This window comes from Stenotrophomonas sp. 220_Sma, assembly GCF_056487375.1.
Genome location: NZ_CM151348.1, coordinates 3,097,242 through 3,113,355 on the forward strand (window position 1 = coordinate 3,097,242; position 16,114 = coordinate 3,113,355).

The following is a 16,114-nucleotide window of genomic DNA, read 5'->3' on the forward strand; positions in this document are numbered from 1 at the left end:
TGACTCCGCGACATGTAGCTCACCCCGAAGGACTGCCGAACTGCGCCGCCGGCCGCCGGGCGCCACATCCACGACAAGCGCTGCCCGTCCGCTGGCGGCGGCCACCTGGTCGAGTGCGCCTGCAGGTCGACCAGCAAGCATGACGATCCCGATGCGACCATTGCTGCCTGGCGCAGGCTCAACCGACCGGTGCGCGGCGCGCGCCACCCATCGGTCGATACGCCGATCGACAACGTTCTGCAGTTCCAGCTTGGGCTGGCCGACCGCCCTACGGAGGCTAGTCGTATCGGAGGCCATCATGGGCGCGGCTGAAAGACTGGAAGAGCTGCTATCGCTTGATCGCGTGCGCCAGATGACCGGTATGGGCACCACCTTCATCTACGGCGAGATCAAAGCTGGCCGCTTCCCGCGCTCTATCCGCATCGGCCGTCGCGCACTCTGGATACAATCCGAGGTGCAAGGCTGGGTTCGGCAGCAGATCGCGCAGAACCGACCTTTGCAGGTGGATGGGTAAGCGGGCGGGTAGCGAAGGCTGTAGAAACGAAAAAGCCCCTATTTCTAGGAGCTTTTTGTAAAGACTGGCGGAGAGAGTGGGATTCGAACCCACGGAAGGTTTAACCCTTCGCCGGTTTTCAAGACCGGTGCCTTAAACCGCTCGGCCATCTCTCCAATCGGGTCCCGGTCGCCCGGGCAGCGGCGTATTCTCGCACGTGAAGGGCATTTGCCCAAGACCACCCTTGCCCCCGCCCTTCGCATCCGGCACGGTGGGGCCTTCACTGCAATCGGAGCCCCCATGGCCCACCTCGATCTGGCCAACCTGCGCACCACCCTGCTGGACGACACCCAGCTGGCCGCAGTGGCCCTGCACCGCTCGTTCGCCGGGCACCTGCCGGTCAGCAGTGGGCATGTGGTGGTCTGCGATCCGCTGGTCCAGGCCGAGGCGCCGGCGCTGGCCGACTACACCGCCCCGCTGGGCCGGCATCCGGTCGAAATCATCGTGCACAGCGGCCGCCCGGCGCTGGCCGTGGTCTGGTTCAAGCCCCGCGAAGCCCTCACTGCGTCTGCCCTGCACTGGCAGATGGCGCGCTGGACCACGCAGGACCTGACCGGCCTGGATGAGGACAGTTTCATTGGCTATCCGGTCGACGCCGGCATCGGCTGCTTCATGGATACCAACACTCAGCAGGCACTGCTGGCCCTGATCGAACAGACCGATGGCGACGAAGACAGCGAGTGGTCGGATGCGCTGATCGACCATGACGGCCTGGATGAAGGCGCCGAGTACCGCCCCTGGGGCGAGGACTCTCCACACGGCCTGGTCGTATTCACCAGCGGCTGGGGCGACGGCGTCTATCCCAGCTACTGGGCGCTGGATACCTCCGGCATTCCGGTCGCCCTGGTCACCGACTTCCTGTGCATCCAGGGCGGTGACGGGCGCGACGAGCGCGAGATCGCCGACCAGGCCTATCGCGACAGTCTTCCACCCGAAGAAGCTGAAGCGCTGGCACGGCTGGTTGCCGCCGTGGACCGCGACGACCCGGATGCGCTGCGAGAGCTGCTGAAGGATGCGCCACAGCGCGCCAACCAGATTGAGCCCGGATGCGGTGGCACCGCCGTGTTCGAGGCAATCCGTCTGGACCGCCCAGAGGCGTTGCGGGTGCTGCTGCAGGGCGGCGCGTTGCCGGCAATGCCCGAGCGGCTGCACATGAGCAAGGTGACCAGTTACCTGGACTACGCGCGCTTCCTGAAGAAGCCACGCAGCGCGGAACTGATGGCGGTGCTGGAAGCACCGGTCATTGCCGAGCCCAGGCCGGCCGCACCGCCGCGGCGCAGCTTCTGGGACCGGCTGTTCGGCCGGAACTGACCGGGGCCGGAAAGCAGCAACGCCGGGCATGGCCCGGCGCTACCGTTTCACAGATTGGCGGTGCGGTTGCGGCCAGGTGCCTCAGCCCGCGTCCACCGCCAGCGCGCCCAGCGCACTGGCCTTGATCCGCTCCTTGGCCTTTTCACAGGCGCCACCGCAATCCAGGCGCGAGGCCTCCAGCTGCGGCGGCAGGTGCTCGGCCAGGAAGTCGATGAACACGCGCACCGCCGGCAGAAGGCCGCGGCGCGAGGCGAACACGGCATGGCACACGCCCTGCGGCAGCGACCAGTCCGGCAGCACCACTTCCAGCTCGCCGTTGCGCACGGCGTCGGCGCACACGGTTTCCGGCAGCATGGTGATGCCGAAGCCGTCCTTCACCATGCTCTGCAGCAGCGGGAAGTCGAAGCCGGCCACGCGCGGCTGCAGGTCGACCCGGCGCACTTCGCCTTCCGGGCCGTGCAGCTCCCAGCGCTGGCGGGCTTCGTCTTCGCTGATGCTGAGGGTGACGTGCTGGGTCAGCTCTTCAGGATCCTTCGGCCGGCCGGCGCGATCCAGGTACTTCGGGCTGGCCACCAGCAGTTCCTGCACCTGTCCGAAGCTGCGCATCACCAGGCTGCCATCGTCGTCCAGGCGCGAGCGCACGCGCAGGGCCACGTCGTAGCCTTCGTTGATGATGTCCACGCGGCGGTTGCTGATGTTCAACTGCAGGCGCACCTTCGGGTACTGCTCAAGGAACTTGGGCAGCAGCTTGGGCAGCTGCATCTGCGCCAGCGATACCGGCACGCTGGCGCGCACCACGCCGCGCGGTTCCGCGCTGAGGCGGTCCACCACTTCGCGTGCGGCCTGTGCCTCGGCCAGCATCGTCTGCGCGTGGCGGTGCACGCTGGTGCCGACATCGGTGACGGCGAAACGACGCGTGGAGCGCTGCAGCAAGCGAACGCCCAAGTCGGTTTCCAGCTGGCTGATGCGGCGGCTCAGGCGCGACTTGGGGATACCCAGTGCGCGCTCGGCGGCGGCGAATCCGCCATGGTCGACCACCATCGCGAAGTAGTACAGATCATTCAGGTCATGCATGCCCGAGTTCCATATCTAGAACAATACGTGGCATTCAACCACCTTTATTCCGCCTTTGCAACAACCTATCGTTCTCTCCGTCGGCGGCAAGTCCGCCACCTCTCCCGAACATAGGTACTGCCATGAAGCTTCTGCACATCGACGCCAGCGTGCTTGGCGACAACTCCGTCTCCCGCCACCTGACCGCCGCCGTGGTGGCCCAGTTCACGCAGCAGATCGACGGCCTGCAGGTTGATTATCGCGATCTTGACGCCAATCCGGTACCGCATCTGCGCAGCGGATCGCTTGCCAAGGCCGACGCTGCCGAAGCCGCCGATGCTGAACAGGTACTCGAGCAGTTCCTGGCGGCCGATATCGTGGTGATCGGCGCGCCGATGTACAACTTCAGCATTCCGTCCACCCTGAAGGCCTGGATCGACCGCGTGGCCGTGGCCGGGCGCACCTTCAAGTACACCGAGAACGGCCCGGTCGGCCTGGCCGGTGGCAAGCGGGTGATCATCGCCAGCAGCCGTGGCGGCATCTACACCGATTCGCCCGCGGACTTCCAGGAGCCGTTCCTGCGCCAGACGTTTGCCTTCTGGGGCATCAACGATGTCGAGTTCGTACGCGCCGAAGGCATCGCCTACTCGCCGCAGCACCGCGAAGACGCCATTGCCGGCGCACTGGCTGCGCTGCCGTCGCACGAAGCGGCCGAGGCCGCCGCGGCGTAACGCGTTCCAGCGTTCGGCGCCGCTCTCTCCTCGTCTGGGCGCTGAACGCGGGCCGGGATCCCCTCCCCCATCCCGGCCCACCCTGGCGGCCCCGCTTTGCGGGGCCGTTTTTTTGTGGCGTATGGACTGAGCGCTACGTCATCCACGCATGGCGTGGCTCTACCGCACGTGCGCATGGATACGCTGCCATGCGCGACGCTCACCAGAACGTTAGGCTGGGGCCATGAACTACATCGTGACCACTGCACACCGCAGCGAATTTCCGCACCCGATCACCCTGCGCCGTGGCCAGGCGCTGGTGGTGGGCGAACGTTATGAAGGGCCTGAAAGGCTGGGAAGACTGGTTCCTGTGCGAGGCAGAGGGCCAACAGCCGGGATTCGTGCCGGCGCCGGTGATCGGCCGCGACGCGCAGGGTGGCGCATTTGCCACGGAAGACTACTGCGCGCGGGAACTGGATGTGGATCCCGGGCAGCTGCTGCGTGGCGAGCGCACGCTCAATGGCTGGGCGTGGTGCGTGCCGGAAACCGGCGAACCGGGATGGGTGCCGTTGGAGAAGCTGCGGGTTCTGGAGTGATCACGGTGGCTCATCCACGCATGGCGTGGATGTAGCCCGCATCGTAGATCCACGCCATGCGTGGATACGGTGCCATGCAAGCATGGCACCCACCAGAGCCGCAGCAGTGCCATGCAAGCATGGCACCCACCAGAGTCAGAGCAGTGCCATGCAAGCATGGCACCCACCCCATCAGGCTATCATCCGATGGTTTCCAGGCCACCCATGTACGGGCGCAGGGCCTCCGGCACGGTGATGCTGCCGTCGGCGTTCTGGTAGTTCTCCATCACTGCGATCATCGCGCGGCCAACGGCCACGCCCGAGCCGTTCAGCGTGTGCGCCAGCTCCGGCTTGCCGGTGGCCGGGTTGCGCCAGCGGGCCTGCATGCGGCGGGCCTGGAAGTCACCACAGTTCGAGCACGAGGAGATCTCGCGGTAGGTCTCCTGCGACGGCAGCCAGACTTCCAGGTCGTAGGTCTTCACCGCCGAGAAGCCCATGTCGCCGGTGCACAGCAGCACCTTGCGGTACGGCAGGCCCAGCTTTTCCAGCACCACTTCGGCGCAACGGGTCATGCGCTGGTGTTCGGCGTCGCTGTCTTCCGGGCGGCTGATCGAGACCAGCTCGACCTTCTCGAACTGGTGCTGGCGGATCATGCCGCGCACGTCGCGGCCACCGCTGCCGGCCTCGGCACGGAAGCACATCGAGTGGGCGGTCATGCGCAGCGGCAGGCGTTCGGCATCGACGATCTCGTCGCGCACGATGTTGGTCAGCGGTACTTCCGAGGTCGGGATCAGGTAGCGCGTGGAGTCGCCCACGGCGGTCTTGAACAGGTCGTCCTCGAACTTCGGCAGCTGGCTGGTGCCGCGCAGCGAATCGGCGTTGACCAGCAGCGGCACGTTGGTTTCCTCGTAGCCGTGCTCACCGGTGTGCAGGTCGACCATGAACTGGGCCAGCGCACGGTGCAGGCGCGCGATCGGGCCGCGCAGTACGGTGAAGCGCGAACCGGACAGCTTGGCGGCGGTTTCGCCGTCCAGCCAGCCATTGCGGGCGCCCAGTTCGACGTGATCGAGCACCTTGAAGTCGAACTGACGCGGGGTTCCCCAGCGCGCCTGCTCGACGTTGTCGTTCTCGTCGGCACCGGCCGGCACGTCATCGGCCGGCAGGTTCGGAATGCCCATCGAAATGGCATCGATCTTCTCGCGCAGCTCGTCCAACGCCACTTCCGAAGCCTTCAGCTCGTCGGCGAAGGCGGCGACCTCGGCCATGATGGCCGAGACGTCCTCGCCCTTCGCCTTGGCCTGGCCGATGGCCTTGGAACGGCTGTTACGCAGGCTCTGCAGCTCCTGGGTCCGCACCTGGATGCGCTTGCGATCGGCCTCCAGGGACTCCAGGGCAGACACGTCGAGCTCGAAGCCGCGGCTGGTGCGCAGGCGTTCGGCGAGGTCGGCGGGCTGGTGGCGGAGCAGGGCTGGATCAAGCATGGCAGGTGTCGTGGTGGGTATCAGGGATGGGATTATCGCTTGTTATACGGATTTCTGCCGCCCGGTTCATTCCCGGCGTGGCAGAATCGGGCTATTCCGTACTGGTCCGGTCCATGTCTGCACCCCGCTCGTCGTCCGCCAAGTCGTTCACTGTGCATATCCCGCGCAACGCCCTGAAGATCGCCGGCATCGCCTTCGGCGTGGGTGTGCTGCTGTTCGTGCTGGTCTGGCTGACCGGCCGTGACAAGGAGTTCTTCCGCGCCGACCCGGCCGCACAGACCCCGCAGGAAACCGCCCAGGTCGAGCCCCTGCCGGAACCCTTGGCCGCTGCGGCCGGTTCCAGCGACATGCCTGACGCCAAGCCGGCACCCGTGGAGGAAGAAGCGCCGAAGCTGGTCGAAACCGCTCCGCCGCCACCCGCCCCGATCGCCGAGCCGGCCCCGGCCGCCCCGGGCGCTGCGCCGGCTGCGACCAGCAACAGCCAGCCGATGCCGATTGCCGGCCAGTCGCCGCCGCCGTCGTACCCCGCCGCCGCCCTGCGCGCCGGCGAAACCGGCACCGTGGTGGTACGCGTAGACGTGGACGCCACCGGCTATCCCAACAACGCCACAGTGATCCAGCGCAGTGGTTCACGCGACCTCGACCGTGCCGCCACCGACGCGGTGCGCCGCTGGCGTTTCACCCCGGCGCAGAGCAATGGCCAGGCCGTGCCCGGCAGCATTGAAGTACCGTTCGACTTCAAGACGCAGTAAATGAACGCTTCCCGGCAGGCAAACTGAACCCTGCCGGTGGCGTTGACGCAGCGCTGACACTTCCCGTCCATGGCTCGGGCAACACTTCCCACGTCGTCAGTTGACGGAAGGAGTTTGCGATGACTGCCACCACCCACGAAGACCTTCATTCGCCGCAGCTGCAGCAGGATTCGAGCGTGCAGCACAAGCCCACGTCGCCCTGGATGTGGATCGCGCTGATTGTGGCGATGTTTGCGGCCGCCCTGCTGTGGCTGCGCCATTCCAACCAGGAGGATGTGGCGCCGGCACCGGTTGGTGAGCGCATGTTGCCCGCCCCTGAGCAGGCTGCGGTGACTGATGCAGCAACACCTGCAACGCGCCAGGCTGCCCCTGCCTCCAGCCAGCACAAGGCCGCACCGGCGATACGTAATCGCGAAGCACGCCCGCTGGCCAGCAACCGCATGCCCACCTACCCCGCTGCTGCACTGCGCAGTGGCGTGCAGGGCAGCGTGATCGCCAGCCTGAATGTTGATACCCGTGGCAATGTCGCCAACGCTGCGATTGTTTCGCGCAGCGGCGAGCGCAGCCGCGACCTGGACCGTGCGGTGCTGAACACCGTGCAGAACTGGAAGTTCCAGCCTGCGGTGCATGACGGCCGCGCAGTAGCAAGCGTGGTGCGGGTCCCGGTGGATTTCCGTACCGAGCAGCGTTGATCGCGGACGAGGGGTTCGTGATGTTTCGACGGAGGCTTCGGCCTCCGTCCTTTTATTTGGAGAAGCGTGCCAACCAAGGTTGGCACCTTCCGGGCGATATGAGCGTGCCGACCAAGGTCGGCACCTACCGGGTGATATGAGCGTGCCAACCAAGGTTGGCACCTACCGGGCGATATGAGCGTGCCGACCGAGGTCGGCACCTACCGGGTGATGTGAGCGTGCCAACCAAGGTTGGCACCCACCGGGTTACGTCATCTGCCGGGCGTGGCCGCTCAGGCCAGGTTGAACCCGGCGCTGCGCGCCAGGCCATCGAAGTCCGGGAAGGAGGTGGCGACGTTGGCGATATCGTTGATGCGCACTTCGCCGTCACTGATCTGGCCGGCGATGGCGAAGGCCATGGCGATGCGATGGTCGCCGTGGCTTTCGATGGTGCCACTGCCCAGGCGCACACCGCCGTGCAGGGTGGCGCCGTCTTCGGTTTCATCCACCTGCATGCCCAGCGCGCGCAGGCCGGTGGCCATCGCGGCAAGGCGGTCGGACTCCTTCACCCGCAGCTCGGCCGCACCGCTCACCACGGTCTGGCCTTCGGCGGCCGCAGCGGCCACGAACAGCGCAGGGAACTCGTCGATCATGTCCGGCACCAGTGCTTCCGGAATGCGTGCGCCCTTCAGCGGGGCGTAGCGCACCACCAGGTCGGCCACCGGTTCACCGCCCTGCTCGGCCGGGTTTTCTTCGGTGATGTCCGCCCCCATCAGGCGCAGCGCGTGCAGCAAACCGGCGCGACGCGGATTCAGGCCGACCTGCTTCAGGCGCAGTTCGGAGCCGGGAATGATGCTGGCCGCCACCAGATAGAACGCGGCTGAGGAGAAATCGGCGGGCACCACGATGTCGGTGGCGCGCAGGCGCTGGCCGCCACGCAGGCGGGCCTTGCCCGGCGAGAATTCGATCTCCACCCCGAATGCAGAGAGCATGCGCTCGGTGTAGTCGCGAGTCGGGTGCGGTTCCAGCACGCTGGTTTCGCCCTGCGCGTACAGGCCGGCCAGCAGCACCGCCGACTTGATCTGCGCGCTGGCCACCGGCGAGGCGAAGTCGATGCCGTGCAGCGTCTGGCCGCCATGCACGTGCAACGGCGGCGTGCCATCGCTTTCAGTGTCGATCTTCGCGCCCATCTGCGACAGCGGGCCGGTCACGCGGCGCATCGGGCGGCCGGACAGCGACTCATCGCCGATCAGCGTGCAGTCGAATGCCTGGCCCGCCAGCAGACCGGCCAACAGGCGCATGCCGGTGCCCGCGTTGCCGCAGTCCAGCGGCGCATCCGGCGCCTTCAGGCCGTCGATACCGACGCCGTGCACGATGCGCTGCGACGGGCTGGGGGTTTCGATGCGCACGCCCAGCTGGCTGAAGATGCGCGCAGTGGCGCGGGTGTCCTCGCCTTCCAGAAAACCCTCGATATGCGAGGTGCCATCGGCCAGCGCGGCGAACATCACCGAGCGGTGAGAGACCGACTTGTCGCCGGGAATGGTCAGGCTGCCCTGCAGCGGCTGGCCCTTGCGGGCGATCCAGTGTTGCGCGTTGCTCATCGTTCGATCATTCCGTAAACGCCGGCAGCGCCGGCGATGCATCAGGGAGCGGCGGCCGTGGCCGCCGCGGCAGCACTCAGGGCACGGCCACCGGATAGGAGCCCAGCACCTTGATCTGCGCCGAGTGCGCTTCCAGTTCGGCCAGCGCGGCCTGCATCGGCGCATCGTCGATGTGGCCGGCCAGGTCGATGAAGAAGCCGTATTCCCACTTGCCGTGGTGCGACGGGCGCGACTCGATGCGGTTCATGCTGATGCCGTGGCGGGCGAACGGGCTGAGCACGTCGAACAGCGCACCGGGCTTGTCATGGATGAACACCAGCACCGAGGTGCGGTCGTGGCCGGAGGTCGGGAAGATGTTGCGGCCCACCACCAGGAAGCGGGTGGTGTTGTCGGCATCGTTCTGGATCGGCTTGGTGACCACCTTCTTCAGGCCGTAAACATGGCCGGCACTCTCGCCACCGATGGCCGCTGCGTCGTCGGCGTTGCGCGCACGACGCGCACCTTCGGCATTGCTCGAGACCGGAATCTTCTCGGCCTTGGGCAGGTTGGCGCGCAGCCACGCCGAGGTCTGCATGAACGACTGCGGATGCGCGTAGATGCGCTCGATGTCCTCGATGCGGCCGCTGCGCGACATCAGGTACTGCTGCACACGCAGTTCCACTTCGCCACAGATCTTCAGGTTGGAGGTCAGGAACATGTCCAGGGTGATCTGGATGGTGCCCTGCCCCGAATTTTCCACCGGCACCACGCCGAAATCGGCGTTGCCCGCTTCCACTTCCTGGAACACTTCTTCGATGCTGGCCATCGGCAGGCCCAGCGCCGAGCGGCCGAAGTGCTTGAGCACGGCCTGCTGGCTGAAGGTGCCTTCCGGGCCGAGGTAGCCGATCTTCAGCGGCTCCTGCTGGGCCAGGCAGGCCGACATGATCTCGCGGTAGACGTGCACCAGCAGCTCATCGCTGAGCGGGCCTTCATTACGGTCCACCACCATGCGCAGCACCTGCGCTTCGCGCTCGGGACGGTAGTAGTCGACGGCGGCGGCGAGCTTGCCCTTGGCCTTGCCGACCTGGTGGGCGAAGCGGGCGCGCTCGGCGATCAGGCTCTGGATGTCGCGGTCGATCTGGTCGATCTTCGAGCGCACATCGGCCAGCGCCAGCGGCGCCAGGGTGGGTGCCGGGTTCGACGCGGCCTTGGCCTTGCCCTTCGCCCTGGTGGGCGCGCTGTCCTTGGCCGGTTCAGCCTTCTTCGGCGCCTTCTTGCTGGATTTGCTGCTTGCCATCGGAGTTCCTTGTTGCGGGGCACGCACCCGACGGTGCGCGCCGTTCATTGCTCAACCGTGACGCTGCTGGAAATCGGCCATGAAGGCGACCAGCGCCTCGGCCCCGGCCAGCGGCATGGCGTTGTACAGCGAGGCGCGGATGCCACCCACCACCTTGTGGCCCTTCAGCGCCAGCAGGCCAGCGGCCTTGGCTTCGGCGACGAAGCGGGCATCAAGCTCGGCATCAGGCAGGAAGAACGGGATGTTCATCCGCGAGCGTGCCGGGTGTGCGACCTCGTTGCGGTAGAAGCCGCCGGAGCCGTCGATGGCGCCGTACACCAGCGCTGCCTTGGCGGCATTGCGCTTGGCGAACTCGGCCACGCCGCCCTCGGCCAGCATCCACTTGAACACCAGGCCGGCCAGATACCAGTTCCAGGTGGGCGGCGTGTTGAGCATCGAGTCGCGAGCGACGTGCGAGCGGTAATCGAAGATGTCCGCCCGCGGCTGGCCGCTGCGCTCCAGCAGATCGCGGCGGATGATCATCACCGCGATGCCGACCGGACCGAGGTTCTTCTGCGCGCCGGCGTAGATCACGCCATAGCGGCGCACATCCAGCGGTTCGCTGGCGATGGACGAACTGAAGTCGGCGATCAGCGGGACGTTTCCGGTATCGGGTACATCACGGAACTCGACACCGTGGATGGTCTCGTTGGCGGTGAGGTGCACGTAGGCGGCGTCGGGCGACAGCTGCCAGTCGGCGCGCGGCGGCAGCGTGCGGTAACCATCGGCCTCGCTGCTGGCGGCGATGTTGACATCAACGTAGACACCGGCCTGCTTGACCGCCGTCTTGCCCCAGTGACCACTGACCACGTAATCGGCACGCTGGCCGGGGGTGGCGAAGTTGAGCGGGATCAGCGCCTGCTGGGTGGTGGCACCACCGGACAGGAACAGCACCGCATAGTCTTCGGGGATGTCGAGCAGTCGACGCAGGTCGGCCTCGGCCTCGGCGGCCACGGACATGAACTCCGCACCGCGATGGCTCATTTCCACGATCGAGGCACCGGTACCGTGCCAGTCCAGCATTTCCGCCTGCGCCTGGCGCAGGACCGATTCCGGCAAGGTTGCAGGGCCGGCACTGAAGTTGAACGCGCGCGTCATGTCACACCTGTGGGGCAAGACCCCTAGTATGCCGCAGTGCACCAGCCTTGCGGCCTAGTGCGGCAAGGGAAATTTGGTTTCATTGGAATCCATTGGCCAGCAGCATTGCCCCGGTAGTCGCCGACCTTGGTCGGCGTACGCCGTCAGGCGTCAAGCCCACCGGAGAAGCGTGCCGACCAAGGTCGGCACCTACCAGAGCGGATCCAGCGGACTCAGGCCAGGAGCAATGCCCCGGTAGTCGCCGACCTTGGTCGGCGTACGCCGTCAGGCGTCAAGCCCACCGGAGAAGCGTGCCGACCAAGGTCGGCACCTACCAGAGCGGATCCAGCGGACTCAGGCCAGGAGCATTGCCCCGGTAGTCGCCGACCTTGGTCGGCGTACGCCGTCAGGCGTCATCCCCGCCGAAGGAGCGTGCCGACCAAGGTCGGCACCTACCAGAGCGGATACGGCCGGTCCAGATCAGCGCGCGCCGAACCAGAGCAGCAGGCTGAGCAGTGCGGCCAGCAGCAGCGCACTCACCAGCAGCCACGGCCAGCGCCGGACCTTGCGCGGCGCGGCCGGCAGCACCGGCGCCTGCTCGGCGTCCTGGCTGGACTCGTCTTCATCCGGCAGCGGGCGCCGGCGCGGGTCATGCGGCACTTCCAGCACGAACCGGTGCTGGCCATCGAACACCACCTGGTCGCCTGCCTGCAGCCAGCAGTGGCGCACGGCCACGCCATTGACCCGTGTGCCATCGGCACTGCCCAGGTCACGCAACAGCACGCGCTCGCCATGCACTTCCACGCGGGCGTGCTGTTCGGCGAAGGCCGGCTCATTGATCTCGATGTCAGCGTCGCCACCGCGGCCGATCAGGCGGGACCGCGACAGCGTGAAGCTGCGGCCATGGTGCAGGCCACCGACACCGCGCAGCAGGCGCTGCTGCTCATTGGTGCCGTCACCGCTGTTCGGTGCGGGGGCCTGCAGCAGGCTCTCCACCTCGCCCTGCAGGACCATTTCCACGCCGTCCACATACACCGCATCGCCCGCACGCAGCAGCGCCATGCGCCGCACCGGGCGACCGTTCACATGAATGCCGCGGATACCGTTGCCGACCTGCAGCCAGAGGCCGCGATCATCCACGCAGAACTGTGCCAGCAGCAGGGCTCCGTGGCCGGCGTCGCCGAGCCTCACACTGCCATTGGCCTGGCGCACGATGCGTTGCACCCCGGGCCGCAGCGGCTGGTCGGGCTGTTGTTGTTGGCTGAAGTGAACAAGCAGGTTCTGCACGCGGCGCAGCCTAGCAGGTTGGTCGCCAACGAAGAAGAACCCACGATGAGTGCTTGGCGCGAAGGCCCTCGATGCGCACAATGCTCGCCCTCATTGATCATCCCCGCTTTGCGCCAGGAGCCTGCATGTCCACCATCGATGTCCGCCACGCCCACGCCCTGCCCGATGCACAGGCGCGCGCCGCGATCGAACAGGTCGCCGCCAAGCTGTCCGAGCGCTTCGGCCTGAAGTCGTCCTGGACTGCCGACGTACTGAATTTCTCCGGCAGTGGCGTGGACGGCGCGATCGAACTGCAGCCGGGCGCCGTGCGCGTCACGGCCAAGCTGGGCTTCCTGCTGTCGGCGATGAAGGGCATGGTCGAAGGCGAGATCCAGCGCGTGCTGAAGGAAAAGCTGGGCTGAACCCCGGCGGCGGCCATCACGGCCGTGCAACGCCAGCGCGCGCTACTCTCGGGGCAGGCCCAACTCCCACGGGAAGTGCGATGAACCACTACGAGAACGACGACCGCCGCAACGACGACGCCTCTTTCGGTGACCAGGCCGAGCGCTTCTCGCGCAAGCTGAGTGACTCGGCGCAGCAGGTCTGGTTGGCCGGCCTGGGCGCCCTGGGCCGTGCACAGGCCGAAGGCAGCCGCTTCTTCGACGGCCTGGTGAAGGAAGGCGAAGCCTGGGAAGCCCGCCGCCGTGAACGCAACGGCGAACAGGGCCCGGGCTGGCGCGACAACGTTGAAACGTCGCTGGACGAGGCCCGCGAGAAGGCTTCCGGTACCTGGAACAAGGTCGAAAAGGCGTTCGACGACCAGGTGCAGGGCGTACTCAAGCGCCTGCACGTGCCCACCGCCGACGAGGTGACTGCGCTGGAGGCGCGCATCGACGCACTGCAGGCACGCCTGGCCAAGCTGGAGAATCGCGACGCCTCGGGCGCTGATGCACCTGCACCGGGCAGCCATCAGTCGCCAGGCAGCGTGCCCTGACCGACCATTGTTGCAATGCAATAAATTTTGATTGACAATCGCGAGCAACCCGCCAATCGCTTCGGCTGCCGTTTGTTCCCTCCCCTCACGGCTTCAGGATTGGCGGGTTTTTCGTGCCCGCCGTATACCGATCTGCGCGCGCCATCACGTTTCCTGTCAGGAACCTCCTGACCCAGCGATGCGGCACGACCTTTACACTGTCGTCCTCCGCATTCGCCCCTTCCGCGCACCTCCTGCATGCTCCCTTGGATCCTGGCCCTGCTGTCGGCCCTGCTTACCTGTTCCCTGGCCGTTGTCTATCTGTGGTGGATCAAGCGGCGGCAGAAGGAGATGCAACTCGGCCTGCAGGCCTTGGCTGGCATGCACTGGCGCGAATTCTCAGTGCTGGTCAAACGCATGCTGCGCGAACAGCGCGGCCTGCGTGAACTGAACGACCCGGCCGAGGAGTCCCGCGAGCCGAGCAGCGACTTCCTGCTCAGCGATGGTCCCAACCAGTGGCTGGTGTCCTGCAAGCACGGCCTGGCCTACCGCATCGGCACCGCCGCGGTGAACGAACTGGGCGCGGCCGCGCGCCTGGCCGGCGCCAAGGGCGGCGTGCTGCTGACCGAGGGCCGGATCGAACGCGACGGCCGCAGCGCCGCCGAGAAGCAGGCCGTCGAGGTGCTGGACGGCCCGCGCCTGTGGCCGTTGCTGCAGCCCTATCTGCCGGCAGAAATCGAAACCCGTGTGCGCGCCAGTGCCCGCCATGAAGCCCTGCGCCGCATTGCCATAGCCGCGCTCGCCGCGGTGACGCTGGGCCTGCTGGTGGGACTGAGCCTGCAAGGGCTGCATGTGCAGGACGCTCCGCCCGTTGCCGAGGAGACGGGCGCCCCCGCGCCGGTTGCGCCTGCGGTTGAAGCGGCGCCCGAACCGGCGCCGGCCCCCGCCACCACGCCGCCGGCCACGCTGCCTGCGCCGGCCACACCCTCAACCGATGCGCGCAGCAATCCCAACCCGGATGCCGCCACGCTGGAGCGCTTCCAGGCCGATCTGTCCCGTGCCTTGGCCGGCAAACCCGGCATCGCCAGCGGTGTCTGGCTGACCCGGCAGACGCTGGCGATCAACCGTACCGGCGAGCTGGACGCGGTGTGGCCGCAGGTCTGCGAGGAAGTGCTGCACTACCCCGCCCTGCGTAACGTGCGCATCCAGCTCAACGCCCGCCCTGGCGTGGATGAGCCCGTACGCTGGCGGCAGTGCGCTACGTATTGATTGGGGTGTCTGTAGATCCACGCCATGCGTGGATGCCTCTGTAGCGTCGAGCCACGCTCGACTCATCGCGCATCGCGCCAACAGCAGCCGAGATGGGCTCGGCTCTACATGGCGCCCGCTCAGCCCAATGCTGCGAGATGGGCGATGTAACTGGAGCGCGATTCACCTGCCGCTCTGGCCTGCGCATCCAGCCTCGCCAGGATCCGGCGTGGCAGGCTGATATTGACCCGCTCGATGGTGTCGTCCAGCAGGGCCGGATCAATGCAGATGTACGCAAGAATCCAACGGATGTCCTTGGATGCCTCGGCGGCGATTTTCTGTGGCGCGGAAGGTGTCGGAATCGAGCGCCCGTCATCCAGGGCCGCATCAATCCAGGAGAGCGCAGCCTCCTCGGCAGCGCTGAGCGCATCCTCAAGCGTGTCGGCCGCCGAGAAGCACCCCGGCAGATCCGGAACGACTACACCCCACGCGGTGCGCTCATCGCCTGCCTCGATCAAGACTGGATATCGCATGGGCCCTCCTACGTCAGTCCTGCGAGCTTCCGCAACGCCTGCACCAGCCCTTCCCCAGATCCTTCCTTGGGTGAGGCACGGTGATGATGTGGGGGTGCTGCGGGTGCACGAATACATGATGGGATCCGCGAATCCGGCGACAGGTCCAACCTGCCGCCTCCAGATCCCGGATGAGGTCCCTGCTCTTCATACGGGGACGATACACATCGTACACACGCCTCGACAGAGTTCAAGGCGACAGCGTGTCCCGAGCGGGGCCGACCCTACCTTGCGCCAGGCGCGAAGCGCGCCACCAGGTCCCAGGCATCGCCGAGGAACACCTGGCGCACACGGGTGATCGGCTGTTCGCCGCGCCAGGTCAGGCGCTCGATCACCAGACAAGCGGTGCCGGGCTTCACGTCCAGCAGCTTGGCGGTGGCGGTGTCCGCGCCCCAGGCGCTGATGCGGTGCTGGGCGCGGGTCCACGACACGTTCTGCAGCAGCCAGCTGCCCGGCGCGGTGGTACTGAAGTCGACCTCCAGCACCTCGGGCACGCCCACCGGGCTGATCAGGCGGTGCTCCAGCGCCAGCGGGCGGCCGTCGGCCAGGTGCAGGCAGCGCATCGCCAGCAGCATTTCGCTGCCGGCCAGCTCGACTTCACCGGCATTGCCGGCATCTGCAAGGCGCAGGTCGCGCTGCAGCAGGCGATACGCGTACTGATGGCCACGCGAGCCCACTTCCATCGCGATATCGGGAATCTCCAGCGCCACCTGCTCCAGGTGCGGGGGCTGCCGCGCCACGAACGAACCAGCGCGGCGGCGACGCTCGATCATGCCGCTCTCGGCCAGCGCGGTCAGCACCTTGTTCACGGTCATCCGCGAGCAGCCGTACTGCTCCATCAGCTCGTGTTCGTACGGAATACGGAAGCCCGGCGCCCACTCTCCGCTGAGGATGCGGCTTTCCAGATCGCTGCGGATACGCTGGTTGAGCGTGGCGGACTTGCTGGCCTTCACGTG

At 66.9% G+C, this 16,114-nt stretch carries 17 protein-coding genes, 1 tRNA gene and 1 pseudogene; 9 read left to right on the top strand and 10 right to left on the bottom strand.

Features of this window, described 5'->3' with window-relative positions; genetic code table 11:
• Positions 1-298: 298 nt before the first annotated feature.
• A complete protein-coding gene (locus ACZLIB_RS14580) occupies positions 299-514 on the top strand; it encodes a helix-turn-helix transcriptional regulator (RefSeq protein WP_010480570.1) in 216 nt (71 codons plus the stop codon).
• Between the two features lie 65 nt (positions 515-579).
• On the opposite strand, the gene ACZLIB_RS14585 is transcribed toward ACZLIB_RS14580, so the two are convergent.
• Positions 580-669 (bottom strand) — tRNA-Ser (locus tag ACZLIB_RS14585).
• A gap of 124 nt (positions 670-793) precedes the next feature.
• Here ACZLIB_RS14585 and ACZLIB_RS14590 point away from each other — a divergent pair.
• Positions 794-1,864 carry a DUF4241 domain-containing protein gene (locus tag ACZLIB_RS14590; RefSeq protein ID WP_478467992.1) on the top strand — a complete coding sequence of 357 codons (1,071 nt, stop codon included), beginning with the start codon at positions 794-796 and terminating at the stop codon, positions 1,862-1,864.
• 81 nt (positions 1,865-1,945) lie between these two features.
• On the opposite strand, the gene ACZLIB_RS14595 is transcribed toward ACZLIB_RS14590, so the two are convergent.
• The gene (locus ACZLIB_RS14595) at positions 1,946-2,938 is read right to left on the bottom strand and encodes a LysR family transcriptional regulator (RefSeq protein ID WP_005410175.1); all 993 of its coding nucleotides are present in this window, start codon (positions 2,936-2,938) and stop codon (positions 1,946-1,948) included.
• Between the two features lie 122 nt (positions 2,939-3,060).
• Between ACZLIB_RS14595 and ACZLIB_RS14600 the strand changes: the two genes are divergently transcribed.
• Both ACZLIB_RS14600 and ACZLIB_RS14605 read left to right on the top strand, forming a co-directional pair.
• Positions 3,061-3,648, top strand: a complete 588-nt coding sequence (locus ACZLIB_RS14600; protein WP_032129793.1) for an FMN-dependent NADH-azoreductase — start codon at positions 3,061-3,063, stop codon at positions 3,646-3,648.
• A gap of 223 nt (positions 3,649-3,871) precedes the next feature.
• Positions 3,872-4,223, top strand: a pseudogene (locus tag ACZLIB_RS14605) (SH3 domain-containing protein).
• Positions 4,224-4,402: 179 nt separating this feature from the next.
• Here ACZLIB_RS14605 and serS read toward each other — a convergent pair.
• Positions 4,403-5,683 carry a serine--tRNA ligase gene (gene serS / locus ACZLIB_RS14610; RefSeq protein ID WP_032129791.1) on the bottom strand — a complete coding sequence of 427 codons (1,281 nt, stop codon included), beginning with the start codon at positions 5,681-5,683 and terminating at the stop codon, positions 4,403-4,405.
• Between the two features lie 113 nt (positions 5,684-5,796).
• Here serS and ACZLIB_RS14615 point away from each other — a divergent pair, with 113 nt between their 5' ends.
• Together ACZLIB_RS14615 and ACZLIB_RS14620 are read left to right on the top strand one after the other, a co-directional pair.
• Complete coding sequence (locus ACZLIB_RS14615; RefSeq protein WP_049399657.1) at positions 5,797-6,435, top strand: energy transducer TonB; 639 nt, start codon at positions 5,797-5,799, stop codon at positions 6,433-6,435.
• A 119-nt stretch (positions 6,436-6,554) separates the two neighbouring features.
• Entirely contained in the window at positions 6,555-7,127 is a 573-nt protein-coding gene (locus ACZLIB_RS14620; RefSeq protein WP_107432860.1) for an energy transducer TonB, read from the top strand.
• Between the two features lie 272 nt (positions 7,128-7,399).
• Here ACZLIB_RS14620 and aroA read toward each other — a convergent pair whose 3' ends face one another.
• The 4 genes from aroA to ACZLIB_RS14640 form a co-directional block, all read right to left on the bottom strand.
• Positions 7,400-8,707: a 3-phosphoshikimate 1-carboxyvinyltransferase gene (gene aroA, locus ACZLIB_RS14625; protein ID WP_478467993.1), complete on the bottom strand. Its 1,308-nt coding sequence runs from the start codon at positions 8,705-8,707 to the stop codon at positions 7,400-7,402.
• Positions 8,708-8,783: 76 nt separating this feature from the next.
• Positions 8,784-9,983 (bottom strand): prephenate dehydratase, encoded by a 1,200-nt coding sequence (gene pheA / locus ACZLIB_RS14630; RefSeq protein WP_478467994.1) that lies wholly within the window; start codon positions 9,981-9,983, stop codon positions 8,784-8,786.
• Positions 9,984-10,034: 51 nt separating this feature from the next.
• Positions 10,035-11,120 carry a 3-phosphoserine/phosphohydroxythreonine transaminase gene (serC, locus tag ACZLIB_RS14635; protein WP_478467995.1) on the bottom strand — a complete coding sequence of 362 codons (1,086 nt, stop codon included), beginning with the start codon at positions 11,118-11,120 and terminating at the stop codon, positions 10,035-10,037.
• 459 nt (positions 11,121-11,579) lie between these two features.
• Complete coding sequence (locus ACZLIB_RS14640) at positions 11,580-12,386, bottom strand: FHA domain-containing protein (RefSeq protein WP_032127717.1); 807 nt, start codon at positions 12,384-12,386, stop codon at positions 11,580-11,582.
• 125 nt (positions 12,387-12,511) lie between these two features.
• On the opposite strand from ACZLIB_RS14640, the gene ACZLIB_RS14645 reads away from it, so the two are divergent.
• The 3 genes from ACZLIB_RS14645 to ACZLIB_RS14655 all read left to right on the top strand — a co-directional run bounded on the left by ACZLIB_RS14645 (position 12,512) and on the right by ACZLIB_RS14655 (position 14,607).
• A complete protein-coding gene (locus ACZLIB_RS14645) occupies positions 12,512-12,787 on the top strand; it encodes a polyhydroxyalkanoic acid system family protein (protein ID WP_005417302.1) in 276 nt (91 codons plus the stop codon).
• An 80-nt stretch (positions 12,788-12,867) separates the two neighbouring features.
• Positions 12,868-13,359: a phasin family protein gene (locus ACZLIB_RS14650; RefSeq protein ID WP_049399651.1), complete on the top strand. Its 492-nt coding sequence runs from the start codon at positions 12,868-12,870 to the stop codon at positions 13,357-13,359.
• A gap of 237 nt (positions 13,360-13,596) precedes the next feature.
• Positions 13,597-14,607: a restriction endonuclease gene (locus ACZLIB_RS14655; protein WP_049463202.1), complete on the top strand. Its 1,011-nt coding sequence runs from the start codon at positions 13,597-13,599 to the stop codon at positions 14,605-14,607.
• Between the two features lie 119 nt (positions 14,608-14,726).
• On the opposite strand, the gene ACZLIB_RS14660 is transcribed toward ACZLIB_RS14655, so the two are convergent.
• The 3 genes from ACZLIB_RS14660 to hutC form a co-directional block, all read right to left on the bottom strand.
• A complete protein-coding gene (locus ACZLIB_RS14660) occupies positions 14,727-15,119 on the bottom strand; it encodes a type II toxin-antitoxin system HicB family antitoxin (RefSeq protein ID WP_049463201.1) in 393 nt (130 codons plus the stop codon).
• A gap of 13 nt (positions 15,120-15,132) precedes the next feature.
• Entirely contained in the window at positions 15,133-15,309 is a 177-nt protein-coding gene (locus tag ACZLIB_RS14665) for a type II toxin-antitoxin system HicA family toxin (RefSeq protein ID WP_223224646.1), read from the bottom strand.
• A 73-nt stretch (positions 15,310-15,382) separates the two neighbouring features.
• The gene (gene hutC / locus ACZLIB_RS14670) at positions 15,383-16,111 is read right to left on the bottom strand and encodes a histidine utilization repressor (RefSeq protein ID WP_049422110.1); all 729 of its coding nucleotides are present in this window, start codon (positions 16,109-16,111) and stop codon (positions 15,383-15,385) included.
• Between the last annotated feature and the right edge of the window lie 3 nt (positions 16,112-16,114).